This is a genomic window from Steroidobacteraceae bacterium (assembly GCA_041395505.1).
GTDB lineage: Bacteria > Pseudomonadota > Gammaproteobacteria > Steroidobacterales > Steroidobacteraceae > JAWLAG01.
Genome location: JAWLAG010000002.1, coordinates 84,912 through 100,017, shown reverse-complemented (window position 1 = coordinate 100,017; position 15,106 = coordinate 84,912). Strand labels below are relative to the sequence as shown.

At 64.5% G+C, this 15,106-nt stretch carries 17 protein-coding genes, 1 tRNA gene, 1 other RNA gene and 1 riboswitch; of the genes, 11 read left to right on the top strand and 8 right to left on the bottom strand.

What is annotated here, in order from left to right:
• The first annotated feature begins 11 nt into the window (after positions 1–11).
• Positions 12–85 (top strand) — tRNA-Gln (locus R3E77_13115).
• Between the two features lie 34 nt (positions 86–119).
• Here R3E77_13115 and rpiA read toward each other — a convergent pair.
• From rpiA to R3E77_13085, 6 genes are all read right to left on the bottom strand, one after another.
• Positions 120–779, bottom strand: a complete 660-nt coding sequence (gene rpiA, locus R3E77_13110; protein ID MEZ5500355.1) for a ribose-5-phosphate isomerase RpiA — start codon at positions 777–779, stop codon at positions 120–122.
• A gap of 292 nt (positions 780–1,071) precedes the next feature.
• Positions 1,072–1,533: an EVE domain-containing protein gene (locus R3E77_13105; protein MEZ5500354.1), complete on the bottom strand. Its 462-nt coding sequence runs from the start codon at positions 1,531–1,533 to the stop codon at positions 1,072–1,074.
• Between the two features lie 5 nt (positions 1,534–1,538).
• Positions 1,539–2,120 carry a 5-formyltetrahydrofolate cyclo-ligase gene (locus R3E77_13100; protein MEZ5500353.1) on the bottom strand — a complete coding sequence of 194 codons (582 nt, stop codon included), beginning with the start codon at positions 2,118–2,120 and terminating at the stop codon, positions 1,539–1,541.
• 17 nt (positions 2,121–2,137) lie between these two features.
• Positions 2,138–2,327, bottom strand: a non-coding RNA gene (gene ssrS / locus R3E77_13095) — 6S RNA.
• 78 nt (positions 2,328–2,405) lie between these two features.
• Positions 2,406–2,723 carry a cell division protein ZapA gene (locus R3E77_13090; GenBank protein MEZ5500352.1) on the bottom strand — a complete coding sequence of 106 codons (318 nt, stop codon included), beginning with the start codon at positions 2,721–2,723 and terminating at the stop codon, positions 2,406–2,408.
• Positions 2,720–2,947 (bottom strand): TIGR02449 family protein, encoded by a 228-nt coding sequence (locus R3E77_13085; GenBank protein MEZ5500351.1) that lies wholly within the window; start codon positions 2,945–2,947, stop codon positions 2,720–2,722. Before R3E77_13085 ends, R3E77_13090 begins: the two co-directional genes overlap by 4 nt.
• Before the next feature lie 67 nt (positions 2,948–3,014).
• Here R3E77_13085 and R3E77_13080 point away from each other — a divergent pair, with 67 nt between their 5' ends.
• Genes R3E77_13080 through R3E77_13065 form a run of 4 tightly spaced genes read left to right on the top strand, consistent with a single transcriptional unit; the run spans position 3,015 to position 7,379 of the window.
• On the top strand, positions 3,015–3,572 hold the full coding sequence (locus R3E77_13080) for a UPF0149 family protein (protein MEZ5500350.1): 558 nt from the start codon (positions 3,015–3,017) through the stop codon (positions 3,570–3,572).
• A complete protein-coding gene (locus R3E77_13075; GenBank protein ID MEZ5500349.1) occupies positions 3,572–4,903 on the top strand; it encodes an aminopeptidase P N-terminal domain-containing protein in 1,332 nt (443 codons plus the stop codon). Before R3E77_13080 ends, R3E77_13075 begins: the two co-directional genes overlap by 1 nt.
• On the top strand, positions 4,900–6,123 hold the full coding sequence (gene ubiH / locus R3E77_13070; GenBank protein MEZ5500348.1) for a 2-octaprenyl-6-methoxyphenyl hydroxylase: 1,224 nt from the start codon (positions 4,900–4,902) through the stop codon (positions 6,121–6,123). The genes R3E77_13075 and ubiH overlap by 4 nt, the downstream gene beginning before the upstream one ends.
• Complete coding sequence (locus R3E77_13065) at positions 6,120–7,379, top strand: FAD-dependent monooxygenase (protein MEZ5500347.1); 1,260 nt, start codon at positions 6,120–6,122, stop codon at positions 7,377–7,379. Before ubiH ends, R3E77_13065 begins: the two co-directional genes overlap by 4 nt.
• Here the strand turns inward: R3E77_13065 and R3E77_13060 are convergent.
• A complete protein-coding gene (locus tag R3E77_13060) occupies positions 7,339–7,677 on the bottom strand; it encodes a 4a-hydroxytetrahydrobiopterin dehydratase (GenBank protein ID MEZ5500346.1) in 339 nt (112 codons plus the stop codon). The two genes, R3E77_13065 and R3E77_13060, sit on opposite strands and share 41 nt — an antisense overlap.
• Complete coding sequence (ispG, locus tag R3E77_13055) at positions 7,674–8,909, bottom strand: flavodoxin-dependent (E)-4-hydroxy-3-methylbut-2-enyl-diphosphate synthase (GenBank protein MEZ5500345.1); 1,236 nt, start codon at positions 8,907–8,909, stop codon at positions 7,674–7,676. Before ispG ends, R3E77_13060 begins: the two co-directional genes overlap by 4 nt.
• Positions 8,910–9,098: 189 nt before the next feature.
• Positions 9,099–9,193, top strand: a riboswitch (glycine riboswitch).
• 179 nt (positions 9,194–9,372) lie between these two features.
• Between ispG and gcvT the strand changes: the two genes are divergently transcribed.
• The 6 genes from gcvT to R3E77_13025 are packed head-to-tail and all read left to right on the top strand — an operon-like array spanning position 9,373 to position 15,104.
• The gene (gene gcvT, locus R3E77_13050) at positions 9,373–10,464 is read left to right on the top strand and encodes a glycine cleavage system aminomethyltransferase GcvT (GenBank protein MEZ5500344.1); all 1,092 of its coding nucleotides are present in this window, start codon (positions 9,373–9,375) and stop codon (positions 10,462–10,464) included.
• A 37-nt stretch (positions 10,465–10,501) separates the two neighbouring features.
• Entirely contained in the window at positions 10,502–10,897 is a 396-nt protein-coding gene (gene gcvH, locus R3E77_13045; protein MEZ5500343.1) for a glycine cleavage system protein GcvH, read from the top strand.
• A 14-nt stretch (positions 10,898–10,911) separates the two neighbouring features.
• Complete coding sequence (gene gcvPA / locus R3E77_13040; GenBank protein ID MEZ5500342.1) at positions 10,912–12,285, top strand: aminomethyl-transferring glycine dehydrogenase subunit GcvPA; 1,374 nt, start codon at positions 10,912–10,914, stop codon at positions 12,283–12,285.
• 20 nt (positions 12,286–12,305) lie between these two features.
• Positions 12,306–13,775 (top strand): aminomethyl-transferring glycine dehydrogenase subunit GcvPB, encoded by a 1,470-nt coding sequence (gene gcvPB / locus R3E77_13035; protein ID MEZ5500341.1) that lies wholly within the window; start codon positions 12,306–12,308, stop codon positions 13,773–13,775.
• A 26-nt stretch (positions 13,776–13,801) separates the two neighbouring features.
• The gene (locus R3E77_13030) at positions 13,802–14,152 is read left to right on the top strand and encodes a diacylglycerol kinase (protein MEZ5500340.1); all 351 of its coding nucleotides are present in this window, start codon (positions 13,802–13,804) and stop codon (positions 14,150–14,152) included.
• A 13-nt stretch (positions 14,153–14,165) separates the two neighbouring features.
• Positions 14,166–15,104, top strand: coding sequence for a carbohydrate kinase family protein (locus R3E77_13025; GenBank protein ID MEZ5500339.1), 939 nt, complete (start codon positions 14,166–14,168; stop codon positions 15,102–15,104).
• Positions 15,105–15,106 lie beyond the last annotated feature (2 nt).

The following is a 15,106-nucleotide window of genomic DNA, read 5'->3' as shown; positions in this document are numbered from 1 at the left end:
CGCGCATCCATTGGGGGATCGTCTAGTGGTAGGACAGCGGACTCTGACTCCGCTAACCTAGGTTCGAATCCTAGTCCCCCAGCCATACTCGGGCCCGCCTCGTGCGGGCCCGTTCATTTTCAGCGTTGTTCGCAACCGCTCGCCGTGCCGATGAGCAGCACATCGGCACCGCGGGTCGCGAATATGCCAACACTCACCACACCCGCGATCTGATTGATCTCGGCCTCGAGCGCGGCCGGGTCCGCAATGCTGAGTCCCTTGAGGTCGATGATCTGGTTGCCGTTGTCGGTCGTGACATCTCGTCGCCACTGGGGTGTACCGCCCAGGGCGCGCAACTTCCGGGCGACATGCTCGCGCGCCATCGGTATGACCTCGACCGGAACGCCGAAGGCACCCAGTCGGCTCACCAGCTTGCTGTCATCGATCATGCAGACGAAGCGACGCGATGCTCCTGCAACGATCTTCTCGCGGGTGAGGGCGCCGCCGCCACCCTTGATCAGTTCGCGCTGCCAGGTGGCTTCGTCCGCGCCATCGACGTACAGGTCGAGTTCACCGGCATCGTTCAGGTCCAGCACGTCGATTCCGCCCGCTCGCAGGGCCCTGGTTGTGGCTTCGGAGCTCGAAACGGCAGCGCCTGGCCGGCGTTCCGAAGCCAGCAGCAGTTCGATGAAGATGTTGACCGTCGACCCGGTGCCTACCCCGAGCACGGCAGCCGGGGTTACGAAATCGATTGCGGCTGCCGCAGCCAGACGCTTCTTGTTGTCCTGTATCTGTGCCATCCAGGCGCGATGCTGCCATGCCGAAGGGACGGTTGCCAGAGACAAAAAAGACGATGCCCGCTTGCGCGGGCATCGTCTGGAATCTGAAGGCGGCGAGCAGGAAATCCCGCTCGCCGCGAAGGTCTGAAAAAAGCCTTACTTCTTCTTGGCGGCTTTCTTCGCTTTCTTCTTGGCTTTACGTTTTGCCATTGTCATCTCCATTTACAGGTTAGTCCGAGGTCGGAGTATATACACGAAGAAATAAATTACAAGTAAGTGGCATCCAGTGACACAACGTGACCCCGGTCACGCTTCATTCGAGTTTGAGTATGTACTGCCAGTGTCCTTCACTCACCGGAGTGATTGAAAGTCGATTGCCACGTTGCAACAACAGCAGGCCATCGAGCTTGCGCACATGCTTGCGCAACTCATCCAACGTGATGGTGCGACGGAGTTTGCGCACCAGTCGCACATCGACGACGTACCAGCGGGGCTGATCCGGATCGCTCTTGGGGTCGTAGTGATGGTCATCCGGGTCGAACGCGCTCGCATCCGCATAGCCCTCGCGCACGACTTCGACGATGCCGACTATGCCCGGCTCCGCGCAGCTCGAATGGTAGAAAAACCCCCGGTCCCCGCGCTTCATGGCATCGCGAAGATAGTTGCGAGCCTGGTAATTGCGCACGCCGTCCCAGGCAGTGCGGCGTCCGGGAGCCGCCGCGAGGTCATCTATACCAAATGACTGTGGTTCGCTTTTCATGAGCCAGTACTGCATCGGGACTATCTCCAGAACCTTCGGATACCACTTTCAGTTACAACGGCATCCAGTTGAATGTCGTGGGTCTTCGGCGTGAGCGCCGGGCATCGCTGTGCCTCGTAACCGAGGCCGATCAGCAACGGCCCACGCCACCTGCGCCGCAGCGCCCGAAACCTCAACAGCCGATCATAGTAGCCGGCCCCCATGCCGAGACGATTGCCGAGCTGATCGAACCCCAACAGCGGCAGCAGTATCACCTGGCACCAGCGCGGATCGAGCCAATCGGCATCGGCAGGTTCGTCGATGCCATAGCGATTCGTCGACAGAGGGGGGTGCAGCGGGCACAGCCGCATGCGCCGGTGAGCATAGTCGCTGATGACCGGGGCGTAGAGCGCGCAGCCATTGCGTTGCGCAGCGAGGATGGTTGGCCAGCAATCGACTTCCGTGGGCGTCGGCAGGTAGACGGCAATACGTGCACGCGGACGCAGCAGGTGCAGGCCGCGCAGGCAATGCGCGATGCGCCGGCCGGCATCTGCGCGATCGGTCGGGCTGACGGCGGCGCGACGCTGCCTCAGGCGGGTGCGCAAGGCGGCGATGTCAGTCATGGTGGAGGTCGAAGAGCGCGTCGCCCGCCGGTGCCGGTGCGAACCATTGCTCTCGAACCAGAGCAACAGGTGGGGCAAGCTGCGGTTGGTAAGGCTTCCCGCTCATGGCGGACTTGCACAATTCAGCCGGCAAGCTCAAGGGCCCCGAGGGTGTTTCAATTAGGGTCGAGAGGTAACCCGATCCGCTGTCGAACACCGCAGGCGACGCGTGGATGAATCTACACGATGCGCGCGCGGGCCGTGAAGGGATTGTCGTGCGTTTCTTGCGACAGTTGGCAGTTTTGCTCAAAGCTCGAGCTGTTGACCCTTTTCGAGGGCGGACTCGACCCGTTCACGCAGGTTGCGTAACCGGCCACCGACGTTGTGCGAGACCTGGCTGCCCTGGCTCTTGATCTTCAGCAGTTCGTTGGCGAGATTGAGCGCCGCAATGATCGCGATCCGGTCGAGGCCAACGACTTTGCCGGTGTCACGGATTTCCTTCATTTTCGAGTTGAGGTATTCGGCCGAATCGAGCAGATCCGAACGCTCCTCATGCGGGCAGGCGATCTGGTATTCCTTCTCGAGGATGCGCACCCCGACGCGGGTCACCGCCGGCTCGCTCATGCGCCGTGCTCCAGCGTCTTCAGGCGATTGATCATCGCCTCGACCCGCGTGCGAACCTGTTCGTTCTTGTGGAGCAATCCTGCGCGCTCGGTTGCGAGCATTTCCTGGCGCTGCTTGAGTGCGCGGTTTTCTTCCTTGAGCCGGCCTATGGTTGCCAGAAGCTCTTCGAAGCGCTTTTCGAGTCTCTTCAGTTCGCTGTCGACCGTGGTTGCAGTGTCGTTCATTGGAAAACTATAGGTCCGCATGCGCGGACTGGTCAATCACAATCAGCGCTTCGGGCATAATGGCCGCATGACTGCCGCCGACTATGCGCTGCTTTCGAAACTCTTCGATCAGGTTCATGCGGTGACCGCGGTGGCCGAGGCGCATGGCGCCCTGGCCGGCGCCCTGTGTTCGGGCGCGGACTATGCCATCGATGACTGGATCGCCGAAATTCAGCCATCCCTTGCCATTGACAACAAGCTTGCGCTGTGGCTGGACAAGATCTACAGCGGTACGCGCAATGCACTCGAGGGGCAGGAGCTTGCACTGCAGTTGCTGCTGCCGGCCGATGACATGCCGATCGAGTCGCGCGCCGAAGCGCTTGGACTTTGGTGCCAGGGCTTTCTCTACGGGCTAGGTACCCACGGTCTGCGCGATGCCGCGGACATGCCTGGCGAGGTCGGCGAAGTGGTGCGCGACCTGACCGAGATCACCCACATTGGTGTCGATGCGAGTGAGGGCGAGGAGCGAAACGAAACGGCCTTCGTCGAACTGGTGGAGTTCGTGCGGGTCGGCGTGCAGCTGATTTTCGAGGAACTGGCCGACAGGCGTCGCCCCGGCAACGTCGAGCGGCCGGTGCTGCACTGATGGTCGCGCGGCCGAGACCGGTTGCAGCGGCCGAATACGCACGGCGCCGGGCGCAGCTCATGCGCAGCATGGGACCGGGCAGCATCGCGGTGGTGCCATCGGCGCCACTGCAGATGCGCAATTCGGATGTCGAACACCGCTACCGCCAGGATAGTGACTTCCATTACCTGACCGGGTTTGGCGAGCCCGAAGCCGTTGCAGTCCTGGTGCCGAAGCGCCGTGCCGCCGAGTACATCCTGTTCGTGCGCGACCGCGATCCGCAGCGCGAGACCTGGGATGGGCTGCGCGCGGGGCCCGCCGGCGCGGTGCGCGATTTCGGAGCAGACGATGCCTTTCCGATTGGCGACATCGACGAAATCCTGCCCGGGCTGCTCGAGAATCGCGACAAGGTCTTCTATGCCATGGGCGTCAACTGGCAGTTCGAGCAGCGGCTCCTGGGCTGGATCAACGGCTTGCGCGCTCATGGTCGCTACGATCGCCATGCGCCGGCCGAAGTCGTCGCGCTGCAGCACCTGTTGCACGACATGCGCCTCACCAAGAGCCGTGCCGAGATCGCCCAGATGCGCGAAGCCGCCGCGATCGGTTGCCGGGCACACCAGCGGGCTATGCGTGCCGCCCGCGCCGGCCGTTACGAGTACCAGATCGCCGCTGAATTGCTCCATGAGTTTCACCTGGCCGGCGCCGAGCTGTCCTACCAGCCGATCGTCGCCGGCGGGCGCAACGCCTGCATCCTGCACTATCACGAGAATCGCGCGCCGCTGGTGAGCGGCGAGCTGTTGCTGGTCGATGCAGGTTGCGAGTACCGCTACTACGCGTCGGACATCACACGCACCTACCCGGTGAACGGCAGGTTCAGCCCGGTGCAACGCGCGGTCTATGAGGTTGTGTTGGCGGCAAACCAGGCCGCCATCGACAAGGTTCGGCCGGGCAATCACTGGAACGAACCCCACGATGCGGCGGTGCGGGTCCTGACCGAAGGGCTGGTGAAACTCGGCGTCCTGAAGGGCAAGCCCGGCCAGCTCGTCAAATCGGACGCCTACCGCAAGTTCTACATGCATCGTACCGGTCACTGGCTCGGGATGGATGTCCACGACGTTGGCGACTACAAGCTCGGCGACGCCTGGCGCGTTCTCGAACCAGGCATGGCCCTCACCATCGAACCGGGGCTGTATTTTCCGAAGGGCATGCGCGGGCTGCCACGCGGACTCGCAGGTACGGGCATACGCATCGAGGACGACGTGATTGTCGGTACGAGCGGCCCCGAGGTATTGACCGAGACTGCGCCCAAATCGGTCAAGGCCATTGAAAAACTCATGTCCATGCGGCGATGAGCGCGGCGTTACCCGGCGAATTCGATGTCCTGATCGTTGGCGGGGGCATGGTCGGCGCGAGTCTTGCACTGGCGCTTGGACAGTCGGGCAGAAGCGTCGCGCTGCTCGAAGCGATTGCCGCGGACAGTGCCCTGCAGCCGAGTTTCGACGAACGTACCACTGCACTCGGGAACGGCAGCCGACAGATATTCACCGCGCTCGGGGTCTGGCCGCAGATCGAGCGCGAGGCGGCGGCGATCGAACAGATCCACGTGTCCGACGCCGGTCGCTTTGGTTTCGCGCGCCTCGACGCATCGGAGCTCGATCTCGCGGCTTTCGGCTATGTCGTGCCGAATCGGGTAATCGGTACGGTGTTGTGGGCGCGTCTTGCCGCGATGGAAAATGTTTCGCTGCTGGTACCTGCCAGGGTCGAGAACGTCGAATACGAAACACGGTTCGCGCGCGTGAGCGCCCGTTTGCGCGAGGGCCAGCACCTGCTGCAGGCGCCTCTGCTGATCGCTGCCGACGGCGCCCACTCGGTGGTGCGCCAGGCTGCGGGCATCGACGTCGAGGTCGAGGACTACGAGCAGGTTGCGCTGGTGGCCAATGTCGAGACAGACAGTGCAGCCCGCGGGATTGCCTACGAGCGCTTTACGCCGCAGGGTCCGATCGCGTTGTTGCCGCGCTCCGATCGGCAGTTCACGGCCGTCTGGACCCGTCCTGCGAGCGATGCCGCGACCGCACTCGCACTTGACGATGCGACCTTTCTCGCGCAGCTGCAAGACGCCTTCGGCTGGCGGGCAGGCCGCATGCAGCGGCTCGCGCGTTGCGGCAGCTATCCGTTGCAGCTGTCGCGAGCGAGCGGCCTGGTCGGTCGGCGCACATTGGTCATAGGCAACGCCGCGCAGGCCCTGCATCCAGTGGCGGGACAGGGATTCAATCTCGGGCTGCGCGACGTCGCATTCGTCTGTGAGTGGCTGCAGGAAGCCGTTGGCGATCCGGGCAGCGAGGCGCAACTCGCGCGCTATGCGAACGCGCGCAATGCCGACCGCGAGGCCGTCACGCGTTTCACCGATACGCTGATCAGGACCTTCGGCGATCGCCGCCCCTGGCTCGCAGCTGCGCGCGATCTGGGTCTGCTGCTGTTCGACCTGGCGCCGCCGGTGAAGCGCGCGCTCGCCGGCATCAGCTACGGCATGGCAGGTTCGAGTCCGCGGCTCGCGCGGGGAGCGAGGCCATGACGGGGCGCGACGCCGATATCATCGTGGTCGGCGCCGGTGTGGCCGGCCTCGCCTGCGCAGCGTTGCTGCGACGCAACCCCGATTTGCAGGGCTTGCGGGTATTGCTCGTCGATCGCAACGCACCGCCGCGATTCGATCCCACCGCGCCGCTGCGATCGCGAGTGCTTGCGGTATCGCGCGCCGGGGAGCGCTTGCTGCAGCATGTCGGTGGTGCGCCATTGTCCGAGCATCCCCGTGCTGGCATCTACGAGCGTATGCATGTCTGGCATCACAGTGTCGCGCCCACGGATGCGCGCGCGCTCGATTTCGACGCAGCGGAAATCGCCGAGCCCAACCTCGGCATGATCGTCGAGAACGACCTGTTGCAACAGCTGTTCCACGAGCGCGCGCTGGCGCTCGGCATTGCGACCCGCTTCTGCGAAATCACCGGACTCGATTTCGCAGCCGACAGTGTCGTATTGACGACGAGCGACGGTCCGTTGCGCGGCGGGTTGGTGATCGCCGCCGACGGCGCGCGCTCGCGCCTGCGCACGCTGGCGGGTCTCGGCGGGAAGCAAGGCAGTTTCGGGCAGCTCGCCCTGGTTGGCAATTTCCGTACGGAGCGATCGCATCAGCGCACGGCGTGGCAGCGCTTTCTCGGCGATGGCACGCTGGCACTCCTGCCGCTCGCAGACGGCTGTTCCTCCATCGTCTGGGCAACCGCAGCGGCGAACGCCGAGCGTCTGCTCGCCCTCGCACCCGATGCGCTGGAAAACGAGCTGACCCTGGCATCAGCCCAGGTACTCGGCCAGCTTCAGGCAGTCACCGAAGTGCAGGCCGTGCCGCTTGGCTACCACGCGGCCGATCGCTACGTGCTGCCACGCTTTGCGCTGATTGGCGATGCCGCCCATGTCGTGCACCCGCTGGCGGGGCAGGGCGCGAATCTCGGCCTGCTCGATGCAGCCGCGCTCGTGCAATGCCTCGGCGAGCAGCACCGGCGCGGCGAGGATTGCGGCGCGCTGGCGGGACTTCGCAACTACGAGCGCTGGCGCAAGAGCGAGAACCTCGCCATGGCCGGCGCGATGAATGCGCTGCAGGCTGTACTCGCGACGGGCAGCGGCAGCGCAACTCGCCTTGCTGTGAGTGGCCTTGGCTGGGTGAACGGCGCCGGGCCGCTCAAGAACTTCTTTGCGCGGCGCGCGCTCGGCTTGAGCGGCGAGAGGCCCGAGGCATTGTTCAGGACTCAATCAGCAGGTCGATCTTGGCGGCGCAGATGAAGTCATTGTCCGAAAGACCGTCAATGGCGTGGGTGCGGTAGACGACCTCGCAGTAGCCGTAGCCGACCTTCAGATCCGGGTGATGATCCTCGCGATTGGCGATATGCGCGATCGCGTTGACGAAACTCATCGTGCGGTAGAAATCCTTGAACGTGAACCGCCGCGCGAGCTCCCCCGCAGCCGCTCCGAGCTCCCAGCCGGGCGCGAGCTGCGCGAGCGCGGCCACCGCCTGCTCGCGCGCAAGCGGCGCCAGGCCGCCCTCGCAGGGCGTACAGTGCCGGTCGGCATATTGACTCATGGCTGATCCTTCCTGTGTGCGCCATCGGGACCAAAGCGGCGCGCGACGTAATCTTCGACCAGTGCGGTGAATTGCTCGGCAATGTGCTCGCCCTTGAGCGTCACGGTCTTGACGCCATCTTCATAGACCGGCGCGACCGGTCTCTCGCCCGTGCCGGGCAGGCTGATGCCGATGTGCGCATGCTTGCTCTCGCCGGGACCGTTGACCACGCAGCCCATGACGGCGACCGTCATCTGTTCGACGCCGGGGTGCCGGCTGCGCCAGTGCGGCATGCGTTCGCGAAGGTGCAACTCGATATCGCGCGCGAGCTCCTGGAAAAAACTGCTGGTGGTGCGCCCGCAACCCGGGCAGGCGATGACCTGCGGGGCAAAGGCGCGTAAACCGAGGGACTGCAGCATCTCCTGGGCCACGCGGACTTCCTGGGTTCTGTCACCCCCGGGTTCGGGTGTGAGCGAAACCCGAATGGTATCGCCGATGCCATCCTGCAGCAGCACCGCCATCGCAGCGGTGGAAGCGACGATGCCCTTGCTGCCCATGCCCGCTTCGGTGAGGCCAAGGTGCAACGGATGGCGCGAGCGCTGCGCCAGGGCGCGATAGATCGCAATCAGATCCTGCACGCCGCTCACCTTGGCGGACAGGACGATGCGCTCGGGCCCGAGTCCGATATCCACGGCGCGCTCGGCGCTGTCGAGGCAGGAGGTGATGATCGCCTCGTGCATGACCTCGCGGGCGCTGCGCGGAGCCGCACTGGCATTGTTGGCGTCCATCAGCCGCGTCAACAGGTCCTGATCGAGGCTGCCCCAGTTGACGCCTATGCGCACCGGTTTGCCATAGCGGCAGGCGGTTTCGATCATTGCGCAGAACTGCGGATCGCGTTTGCTGCCGCGGCCGACGTTGCCCGGATTGATGCGGTATTTGTCGAGCGCCTGCGCGCAGCCGGGATGCTCTGCCAGCAGCTTGTGACCATTGAAGTGAAAGTCACCCACCAGCGGCACGTCGACGCCAAACCGGGCGAGCCGATCGCGGATGTGTGGCACGGCAGCCGCTGCGGCGTCGCTATTGACCGTGATGCGCACCAGTTCCGAGCCGGCATTGGCCAGGGCACGCACCTGCAGTGCGGTCGCTTCGACGTCGGCGGTATCGGTGTTGGTCATCGATTGCACGACGATGGGATGGTCCCCGCCGAGCGTGATCGAACCGACCTGCACCGCGTGACGCGGCTTGCGAGTCACGAGCGGGGCGCCAGGGCGCTGCGCCTGGTCGCAGGAGGCTGGCAATAGTGCCCGCAAATCGGCAGATTCAAGGTCATCGTATGCAAACGGCATCGCATGGGTGAAGTCGAAATTTTGCGCTTCGCCGGACCGCGGCGCCAGTTGATGATGACGAAATGCCCCCGCCAGTGGTGTATATTATGAATACCCGCAGGTATCGATCAGAGAGTCCGCGACTGTGCTCGCGGCGCCGAAGGCGCAAGTTCCGCCCGGAAACGCTCAGGCAAAAGGATGGCGATCCCGAAGCGGTCTCTGGAGAGTGGCGAACCGCAGCGGTTCGCACACCGAAGGGGTGAGGCGCAGGACCGCGGGTCCGGCGCTCGATCTCTCAGGTCAATGGACAGAGGGGCGGCAGGAGCAGCAGTGTTCCTGCCGCCTTTTTTGTCTTTCGCCGCGGGTGGTCGTGAAAGACCGGGAGACGGATTTGGCACGACGCACACCGTTGTACGCATCTCATCTGGCCGCCGGCGCCCGCATGATCGACTTCGGCGGCTGGGAGATGCCGCTCAATTATGGCTCGCAGCTCGATGAGCACCACGCAGTGCGCCGCGCCGCCGGCGTTTTCGATGTCTCGCACATGGCGGTCGTCGACCTCGAGGGCGAACGCAGCCAGGAGCTGCTCGGCCGGCTGCTCGCGAACGACGTCGCCAAATTGACCACGCCGGGTCGCGCGTTATACAGCTGCATGCTGAACGAGCATGGCATGGTGCTGGACGATCTGATCGCCTATTACATCGATGATCGCAATTATCGCCTGGTGGTCAATGCCGGGCGGCGCGATGCGGATCTCGCCTGGATACGCGGCCATGCGCTTGCCTTCGATGTCGCCGTGCACGAGCGCAACGACCTGGCGATGCTGGCCGTACAGGGTCCGCTGGCCCGCGATAAGGTTGCACGTTTGCTCTCGAGCGCGGATCGCGCCACGGTGCTTGCGCTCGAGCCGTTCCATGCGGCCAGCTGCGCGCGGGAGTTCATCGCGCGCACCGGCTACACGGGCGAAGACGGCTTCGAGGTGATCCTGCCCGCGGACCTCGCCGTGCGGCGCTGGCAGGACCTGCGCGATGTCGAGGTCGCGCCAATTGGGCTCGGCGCGCGCGATACGCTGCGCCTGGAGGCTGGGATGAACCTCTACGGCAACGACATGGACGAATCGACGCATCCGCTCGAGTCGGCCCTGGCCTGGACTTGCGCATTCGAACCAGCCACGCGCGATTTCCTGGGCCGTGCGGCGCTCGAAGCGATTCGCCGGCGAGGCAGCGAACGCAAGCTCGTCGGACTCGTGCTCGAGGGCCGCGGTGTGCTGCGGGCCCACCAGGATGTCCTGCAAGGCGGCACGACCGTCGGCGCGACGACCTCGGGCGGATTTGCGCCCACGCTTGGCCGATCCATTGCGCTCGCGCGCATTGCGCGCGCCATCGAAGGTGAAGTCGATGTACAGGTGCGCGACAAACCACTACGGGCGCGCATCGTCAAGCCACCGTTCGTTCGCCACGGCAAGGTGCTGGTGGCCGTTTGAATCCATTGCCGTACCCATTTGCAGTGAGGATGCACCGATGAGCCTTGTTCCCAACGATCTCAAATACACGCGCACCCACGAATGGCTGCGCGAGCGTTCCGACGGCTCGATAGAGGTCGGCATTACCGACCATGCGCAACAGGCTCTTGGCGATCTGGTTTTCGTCGAACTGCCCGAATCCGGCCGGCAACTGGCGCGCGGCGAGGCCTGCGCGGTGGTGGAATCGGTCAAGGCCGCCTCCGACGTATACAGCCCAATCGCCGGCACGGTGAGCGAGGGGAACGATGCACTCGCTGCAAGCCCCGAACTCATCAACCAGGATCCTTATGGCGCGGGCTGGATGTTGCGATTCGCCGCGGGCGCCGAGCTCGACCCGGGCACGGTAATCAGCGCTGGCGAATACGAAGCGCTGCTCGCCAGCGAAACCGCCTGAACGCGACCCTCGCCATGCCGTTCATTCCGCACACACCGGCCGATCTCGAGCAGATGCTGGCCGCCGTCGGCGCGCGCAGCATCGATGACCTGTTCGATGAAATTCCGCCCGCGCTGCGCATCAAGTCATTGCAAGCCGTTCCCGCGGGTCTGAACGAATTCGCGGTCGGCCGCCTGATGCGCGAGCGCGCCGCAATGGACGGTGCGCCGCTCAATTTCATCGGCGCCGGCGCCTACGAACATCACATCCCGGCGGCCGTCTGGGCGATTGCGACCCGCGGCGAGTTCTACAGCGCCTACACGCCATACCAGGCGGAAGCGAGCCAGGGCACGCTGCAGACCATCTATGAATACCAGACCATGATGGCGAGCCTGACCGGCATGGAGGTGTCCAACGCCACGCTCTATGACGGCGCCTCGGCTTTGGCGGAAGCGGCGCTCATGGCGGTGCGGGCGCACCGTCGTGATCGCAGCCGTCGATTCCTGCACTCGGCGGCGCTGCATCCTCATTATCGCGATGTCGCCTTCGCGAGCGCCGGCCAGCAAGGGCTGCAGTTTCTCTCCCTCGCTTACCAGGCCGCGACCGGGCGCCTCGATCGCGCAACGGTTGCAGCAGCGATCGGCGAGGGCGCCTGCGCACTGATCATCCAGCAGCCGAATTTCTTCGGCATGCTCGAGGATGTCGATACGCTGACCGATCTCGCGCATGAGGCCGGCCTGATGGTAATCGCTGTGGTCAATCCTACGGCGATGGCGGTATTGAAGCCACCGGGGCAATGGGGCGCACGCGGCGCCGATATTGTCGTGGGCGAGGGCCAGCCACTCGGCGTGCCGCTCTCGAGCGGTGGCCCCTATTTTGGTTTCATGACGACGCGCATGGAGTACGTGCGGCAGATGCCGGGACGGATCGTCGGCCGCACCGTCGATCTCGACGGCCGCACCGGCTATGCGCTGACGCTGCAGGCACGTGAGCAACATATTCGCCGCGGCAAGGCGACGTCCAACATCTGCACCAACCAGGGCCTGTTGATGACCGCGGCCACGATCTACATGTCGCTCCTGGGGCCGCTGGGACTCGCCAGCGTCGCGCGCCAGTCTATGCAAAGGCTGCGCGAGCTGTGTGCGGCGCTTACGAAGATCCCGGGCGTCGAGCTCGCATTCACCGGGCCGCGCTTCCATGAGGCCGTGCTGCGCCTGCCGCAACCCGTGGCGCCGATACTCGCGCGGCTCGCGCGCCAGGGCATACTCGGTGGCATCGACCTGTTGCGCTCGTATCCGGACCTGGGCCCGGCGCTGCTGCTGGCTGCGACCGAGACCAAGACCACGGCCGACATCGAACGCTATGCCGAGGCCCTGCGTAGTGCGTTGGCCGCCGAGCGTGCGGCCTGAATCCGAGGCGCGGAACCGAGATGCATACCAGCGAACCCTGCATATTCGATTACTCTCAGGACGGGCGCAGCGCCCATGCGCAATGGGCCGAGCCGGCGACGCTCCCCGATGACCTGCCCGCCGACGCGCTGCGTCGCGAGCCACCCATGTTGCCGCAGGTGAGCGAGCTCGATGTGGTGCGTCATTTCACCCGCCTGTCGCAGCTGAATTTTTCCATCGACACGCACTTCTATCCGCTCGGCTCGTGCACCATGAAATACAACCCGCGGGCCTGCAACCAGTTTGCCATGCTGCCGGAATTCCTCGGGCGACATCCACTTGCACCCGCCGAGGTCAGCCAGGGCTTTCTCGAGTGCATGTACGAATTGCAGGAGATGCTGAAAGCCGTCACCGGCATGCATGGCGTCGCACTGAGTCCGATGGCGGGCGCGCATGGCGAGTTCGCCGGCGTGGCAATGATTCGCGCCTACCATCGCGCGCGCGGCGACCTCGCACGCAACGAAATCATCGTGCCTGCCGCCGCGCACGGTACGAATCCGGCGACCGCAACGATGTGCGGCTGCGTTGTGCGGGAAATTCCTGTCATGTCCGATGGTGACGTGGACATCGATGCCCTGCGCGGCGCACTTTGCGAACGCACGGCAGGCATCATGCTCACCAATCCCTCGACGCTCGGCGTGTTCGAACGCGGCATCGCCGAAGTCGCCGGCCTCGTGCATGCCAGCGGCGGTCTGCTCTACTACGACGGCGCCAATCTCAATGCGATCCTCGGCAAGGTGCGTCCAGGCGACATGGGTTTCGACGTCATACACATGAACCTGCACAAGACCTTCTCCACGCCCCACGGTGGCGGTGGTCCGGGTGCCGGCGCAGTGGGCGTCAGCCAGCGGCTGCTGCCGTATATGCCATTGCCGGTCGTGGGGCGCGACGGCGCGACCTTTCGCTGGCTCGATGAGCACGATCTGCCGCAATCCATCGGTCGTCTGTCGGCGTTCATGGGCAATGCGGGCGTACTGCTGCGCGCCTATGTGTACATGCGCATGCTCGGTCGCGAGGGTATGGCCAGGGTCGGGGACTACGCGACACTCAATGCGAATTACCTGCTGCGGCGGCTCATCGACGAGGGTTTCGAGGCGGCTTATCCGCAGCGCCGCGCGAGTCATGAGTTCATCATCAGCCTGAAGCGCAGTGCCCGCGAGCAGGGCGTCACGGCGATGGACTTTGCCAAGCGCCTGCTCGATTATGGCTTTCATGCGCCGACCACCTATTTTCCGTTGCTGGTCCCGGAGTGCCTGTTGATCGAGCCGACCGAGACCGAGAGCAAGCAGACTCTCGATGCCTTCATCGCGGCGATGGCGGCGATTCGCGCCGAATCGCAGTCGAACGCCAGGCTCGTCAACGACGCGCCACAGACCATGCCGGTGCGCCGCCTCGACGATGTACGCGCGGCCAAGCAGCTCGACCTGACCTGGAAGCCCAAATCCGCGTGACAGGTTGGGAAAAACCTCGCGGCGCGATGCGCATCTTCAAGGCGATGCGGGCGAGCGCCAAAGGCCTCGCCGCGGCGATACGCTACGAAGCTTCGTTCCGCTCTGAACTGCTGCTCGCGCTCGTGGTCCTACCGGCAGGACTCTGGTTCGGGAACTCGCCGCTCGAGAAGCTGGCGTTGACGGCGCCGATGTTGCTGGTGTTGATCATCGAGCTGGTCAATAGTGCCATCGAAGCGGCCATCGACCGCGTCGGCATCGAGGTGCACGAGCTGTCGGGTCGCGCCAAGGATCTCGGGTCCGCGGCAGTCTTTTTCAGCCTGCTGCTGCTTGCGCTCAGCTGGCTGCTGATACTGGGCACGCGCTGGGCGCTATTCTGATGAGGATCGACCGATGACCGCACTCATCTGCGGATCCATGGCCTACGATACCGTCATGGTGTTCGACGGCAGGTTTCGCGACCATATCCTGGCCGACCGAATTCACATGCTGAATGTGTCCTTCCTGGTGCCGGGCATGCGCCGCAATTTCGGCGGCTGCGCAGGCAACATTGCCTATAACCTCAAGCTCCTGGGCGGTGATGGCAGGATCATGGCCACCGTGGGCAGTGATTTCGCGCCCTACGAGGCATGGTTGCGCGACTGCGGTGTTTCGCGGCAGCACATACTGCGTATCGACAACGAATACACCGCGCAGGCCTTCATCACCACGGACCTCGACGATAACCAGATCACGGCCTTTCACCCCGGCGCCATGAATCATGCACATCGAAACGAGGTGCCATCCGGCGCCGGCATCGAAATCGGGGTGGTGGCGCCGGAGAGCCGCGAGGGCATGTTGCAACATGCCGCGCAATTCGACGCCCAGGGCATTCCCTTCCTGTTCGATCCCGGCCAGGGGTTGCCGATGTTCTCAGGCGATGAGTTGCGCAGGTTCGTGAGCATGGCGCGCTGGGTCGCGGTGAATGACTATGAAGCGAGCCTGCTGGCAGAGCGCTGTGGCCTTGGCATCGATGAGCTGGCGCAAAGCGTCGAGGCTCTGATCGTGACTCGCGGCGCCTCCGGATCGTGCATCCACCATGCGGGCCAGCAGTTGCAGATTCCGCCAGCGCGACCGGCCGAAGTGCGTGACCCGACCGGCTGCGGTGATGCCTATCGTGCTGGTCTCCTGTATGGCCTGCAACGTGGTCTTGACTGGCCGCAGACAGGCCGACTGGCCTCGCTCTTGGGCGCGCTGAAGATCGAACATCACGGCACGCAGAATCATCGCTTCACGCAGGGCGAATTGCGCTCCCGCTACCTTGGCGAATTCGGCGCGGCACTCAACATCTGACT

What these genes read in the sequence shown, in the direction of transcription:
- rpiA (MEZ5500355.1), bottom strand. Translation starts at nt 779, where the DNA reads ATGGCACAGATACAGGACAACAAGAAGCGTCTGGCTGCGGCAGCCGCA.
- R3E77_13105 (MEZ5500354.1), bottom strand. Translation starts at nt 1,533, where the DNA reads ATGCAGTACTGGCTCATGAAAAGCGAACCACAGTCATTTGGTATAGAT.
- R3E77_13100 (MEZ5500353.1), bottom strand. Translation starts at nt 2,120, where the DNA reads ATGACTGACATCGCCGCCTTGCGCACCCGCCTGAGGCAGCGTCGCGCC.
- R3E77_13090 (MEZ5500352.1), bottom strand. Translation starts at nt 2,723, where the DNA reads ATGAGCGAGCCGGCGGTGACCCGCGTCGGGGTGCGCATCCTCGAGAAG.
- R3E77_13085 (MEZ5500351.1), bottom strand. Translation starts at nt 2,947, where the DNA reads ATGAACGACACTGCAACCACGGTCGACAGCGAACTGAAGAGACTCGAA.
- R3E77_13080 (MEZ5500350.1), top strand. Translation starts at nt 3,015, where the DNA reads ATGACTGCCGCCGACTATGCGCTGCTTTCGAAACTCTTCGATCAGGTT.
- R3E77_13075 (MEZ5500349.1), top strand. Translation starts at nt 3,572, where the DNA reads ATGGTCGCGCGGCCGAGACCGGTTGCAGCGGCCGAATACGCACGGCGC.
- ubiH (MEZ5500348.1), top strand. Translation starts at nt 4,900, where the DNA reads ATGAGCGCGGCGTTACCCGGCGAATTCGATGTCCTGATCGTTGGCGGG.
- R3E77_13065 (MEZ5500347.1), top strand. Translation starts at nt 6,120, where the DNA reads ATGACGGGGCGCGACGCCGATATCATCGTGGTCGGCGCCGGTGTGGCC.
- R3E77_13060 (MEZ5500346.1), bottom strand. Translation starts at nt 7,677, where the DNA reads ATGAGTCAATATGCCGACCGGCACTGTACGCCCTGCGAGGGCGGCCTG.
- gcvH (MEZ5500343.1), top strand. Translation starts at nt 10,502, where the DNA reads ATGAGCCTTGTTCCCAACGATCTCAAATACACGCGCACCCACGAATGG.
- gcvPA (MEZ5500342.1), top strand. Translation starts at nt 10,912, where the DNA reads ATGCCGTTCATTCCGCACACACCGGCCGATCTCGAGCAGATGCTGGCC.
- gcvPB (MEZ5500341.1), top strand. Translation starts at nt 12,306, where the DNA reads ATGCATACCAGCGAACCCTGCATATTCGATTACTCTCAGGACGGGCGC.
- R3E77_13030 (MEZ5500340.1), top strand. Translation starts at nt 13,802, where the DNA reads ATGCGCATCTTCAAGGCGATGCGGGCGAGCGCCAAAGGCCTCGCCGCG.
- R3E77_13025 (MEZ5500339.1), top strand. Translation starts at nt 14,166, where the DNA reads ATGACCGCACTCATCTGCGGATCCATGGCCTACGATACCGTCATGGTG.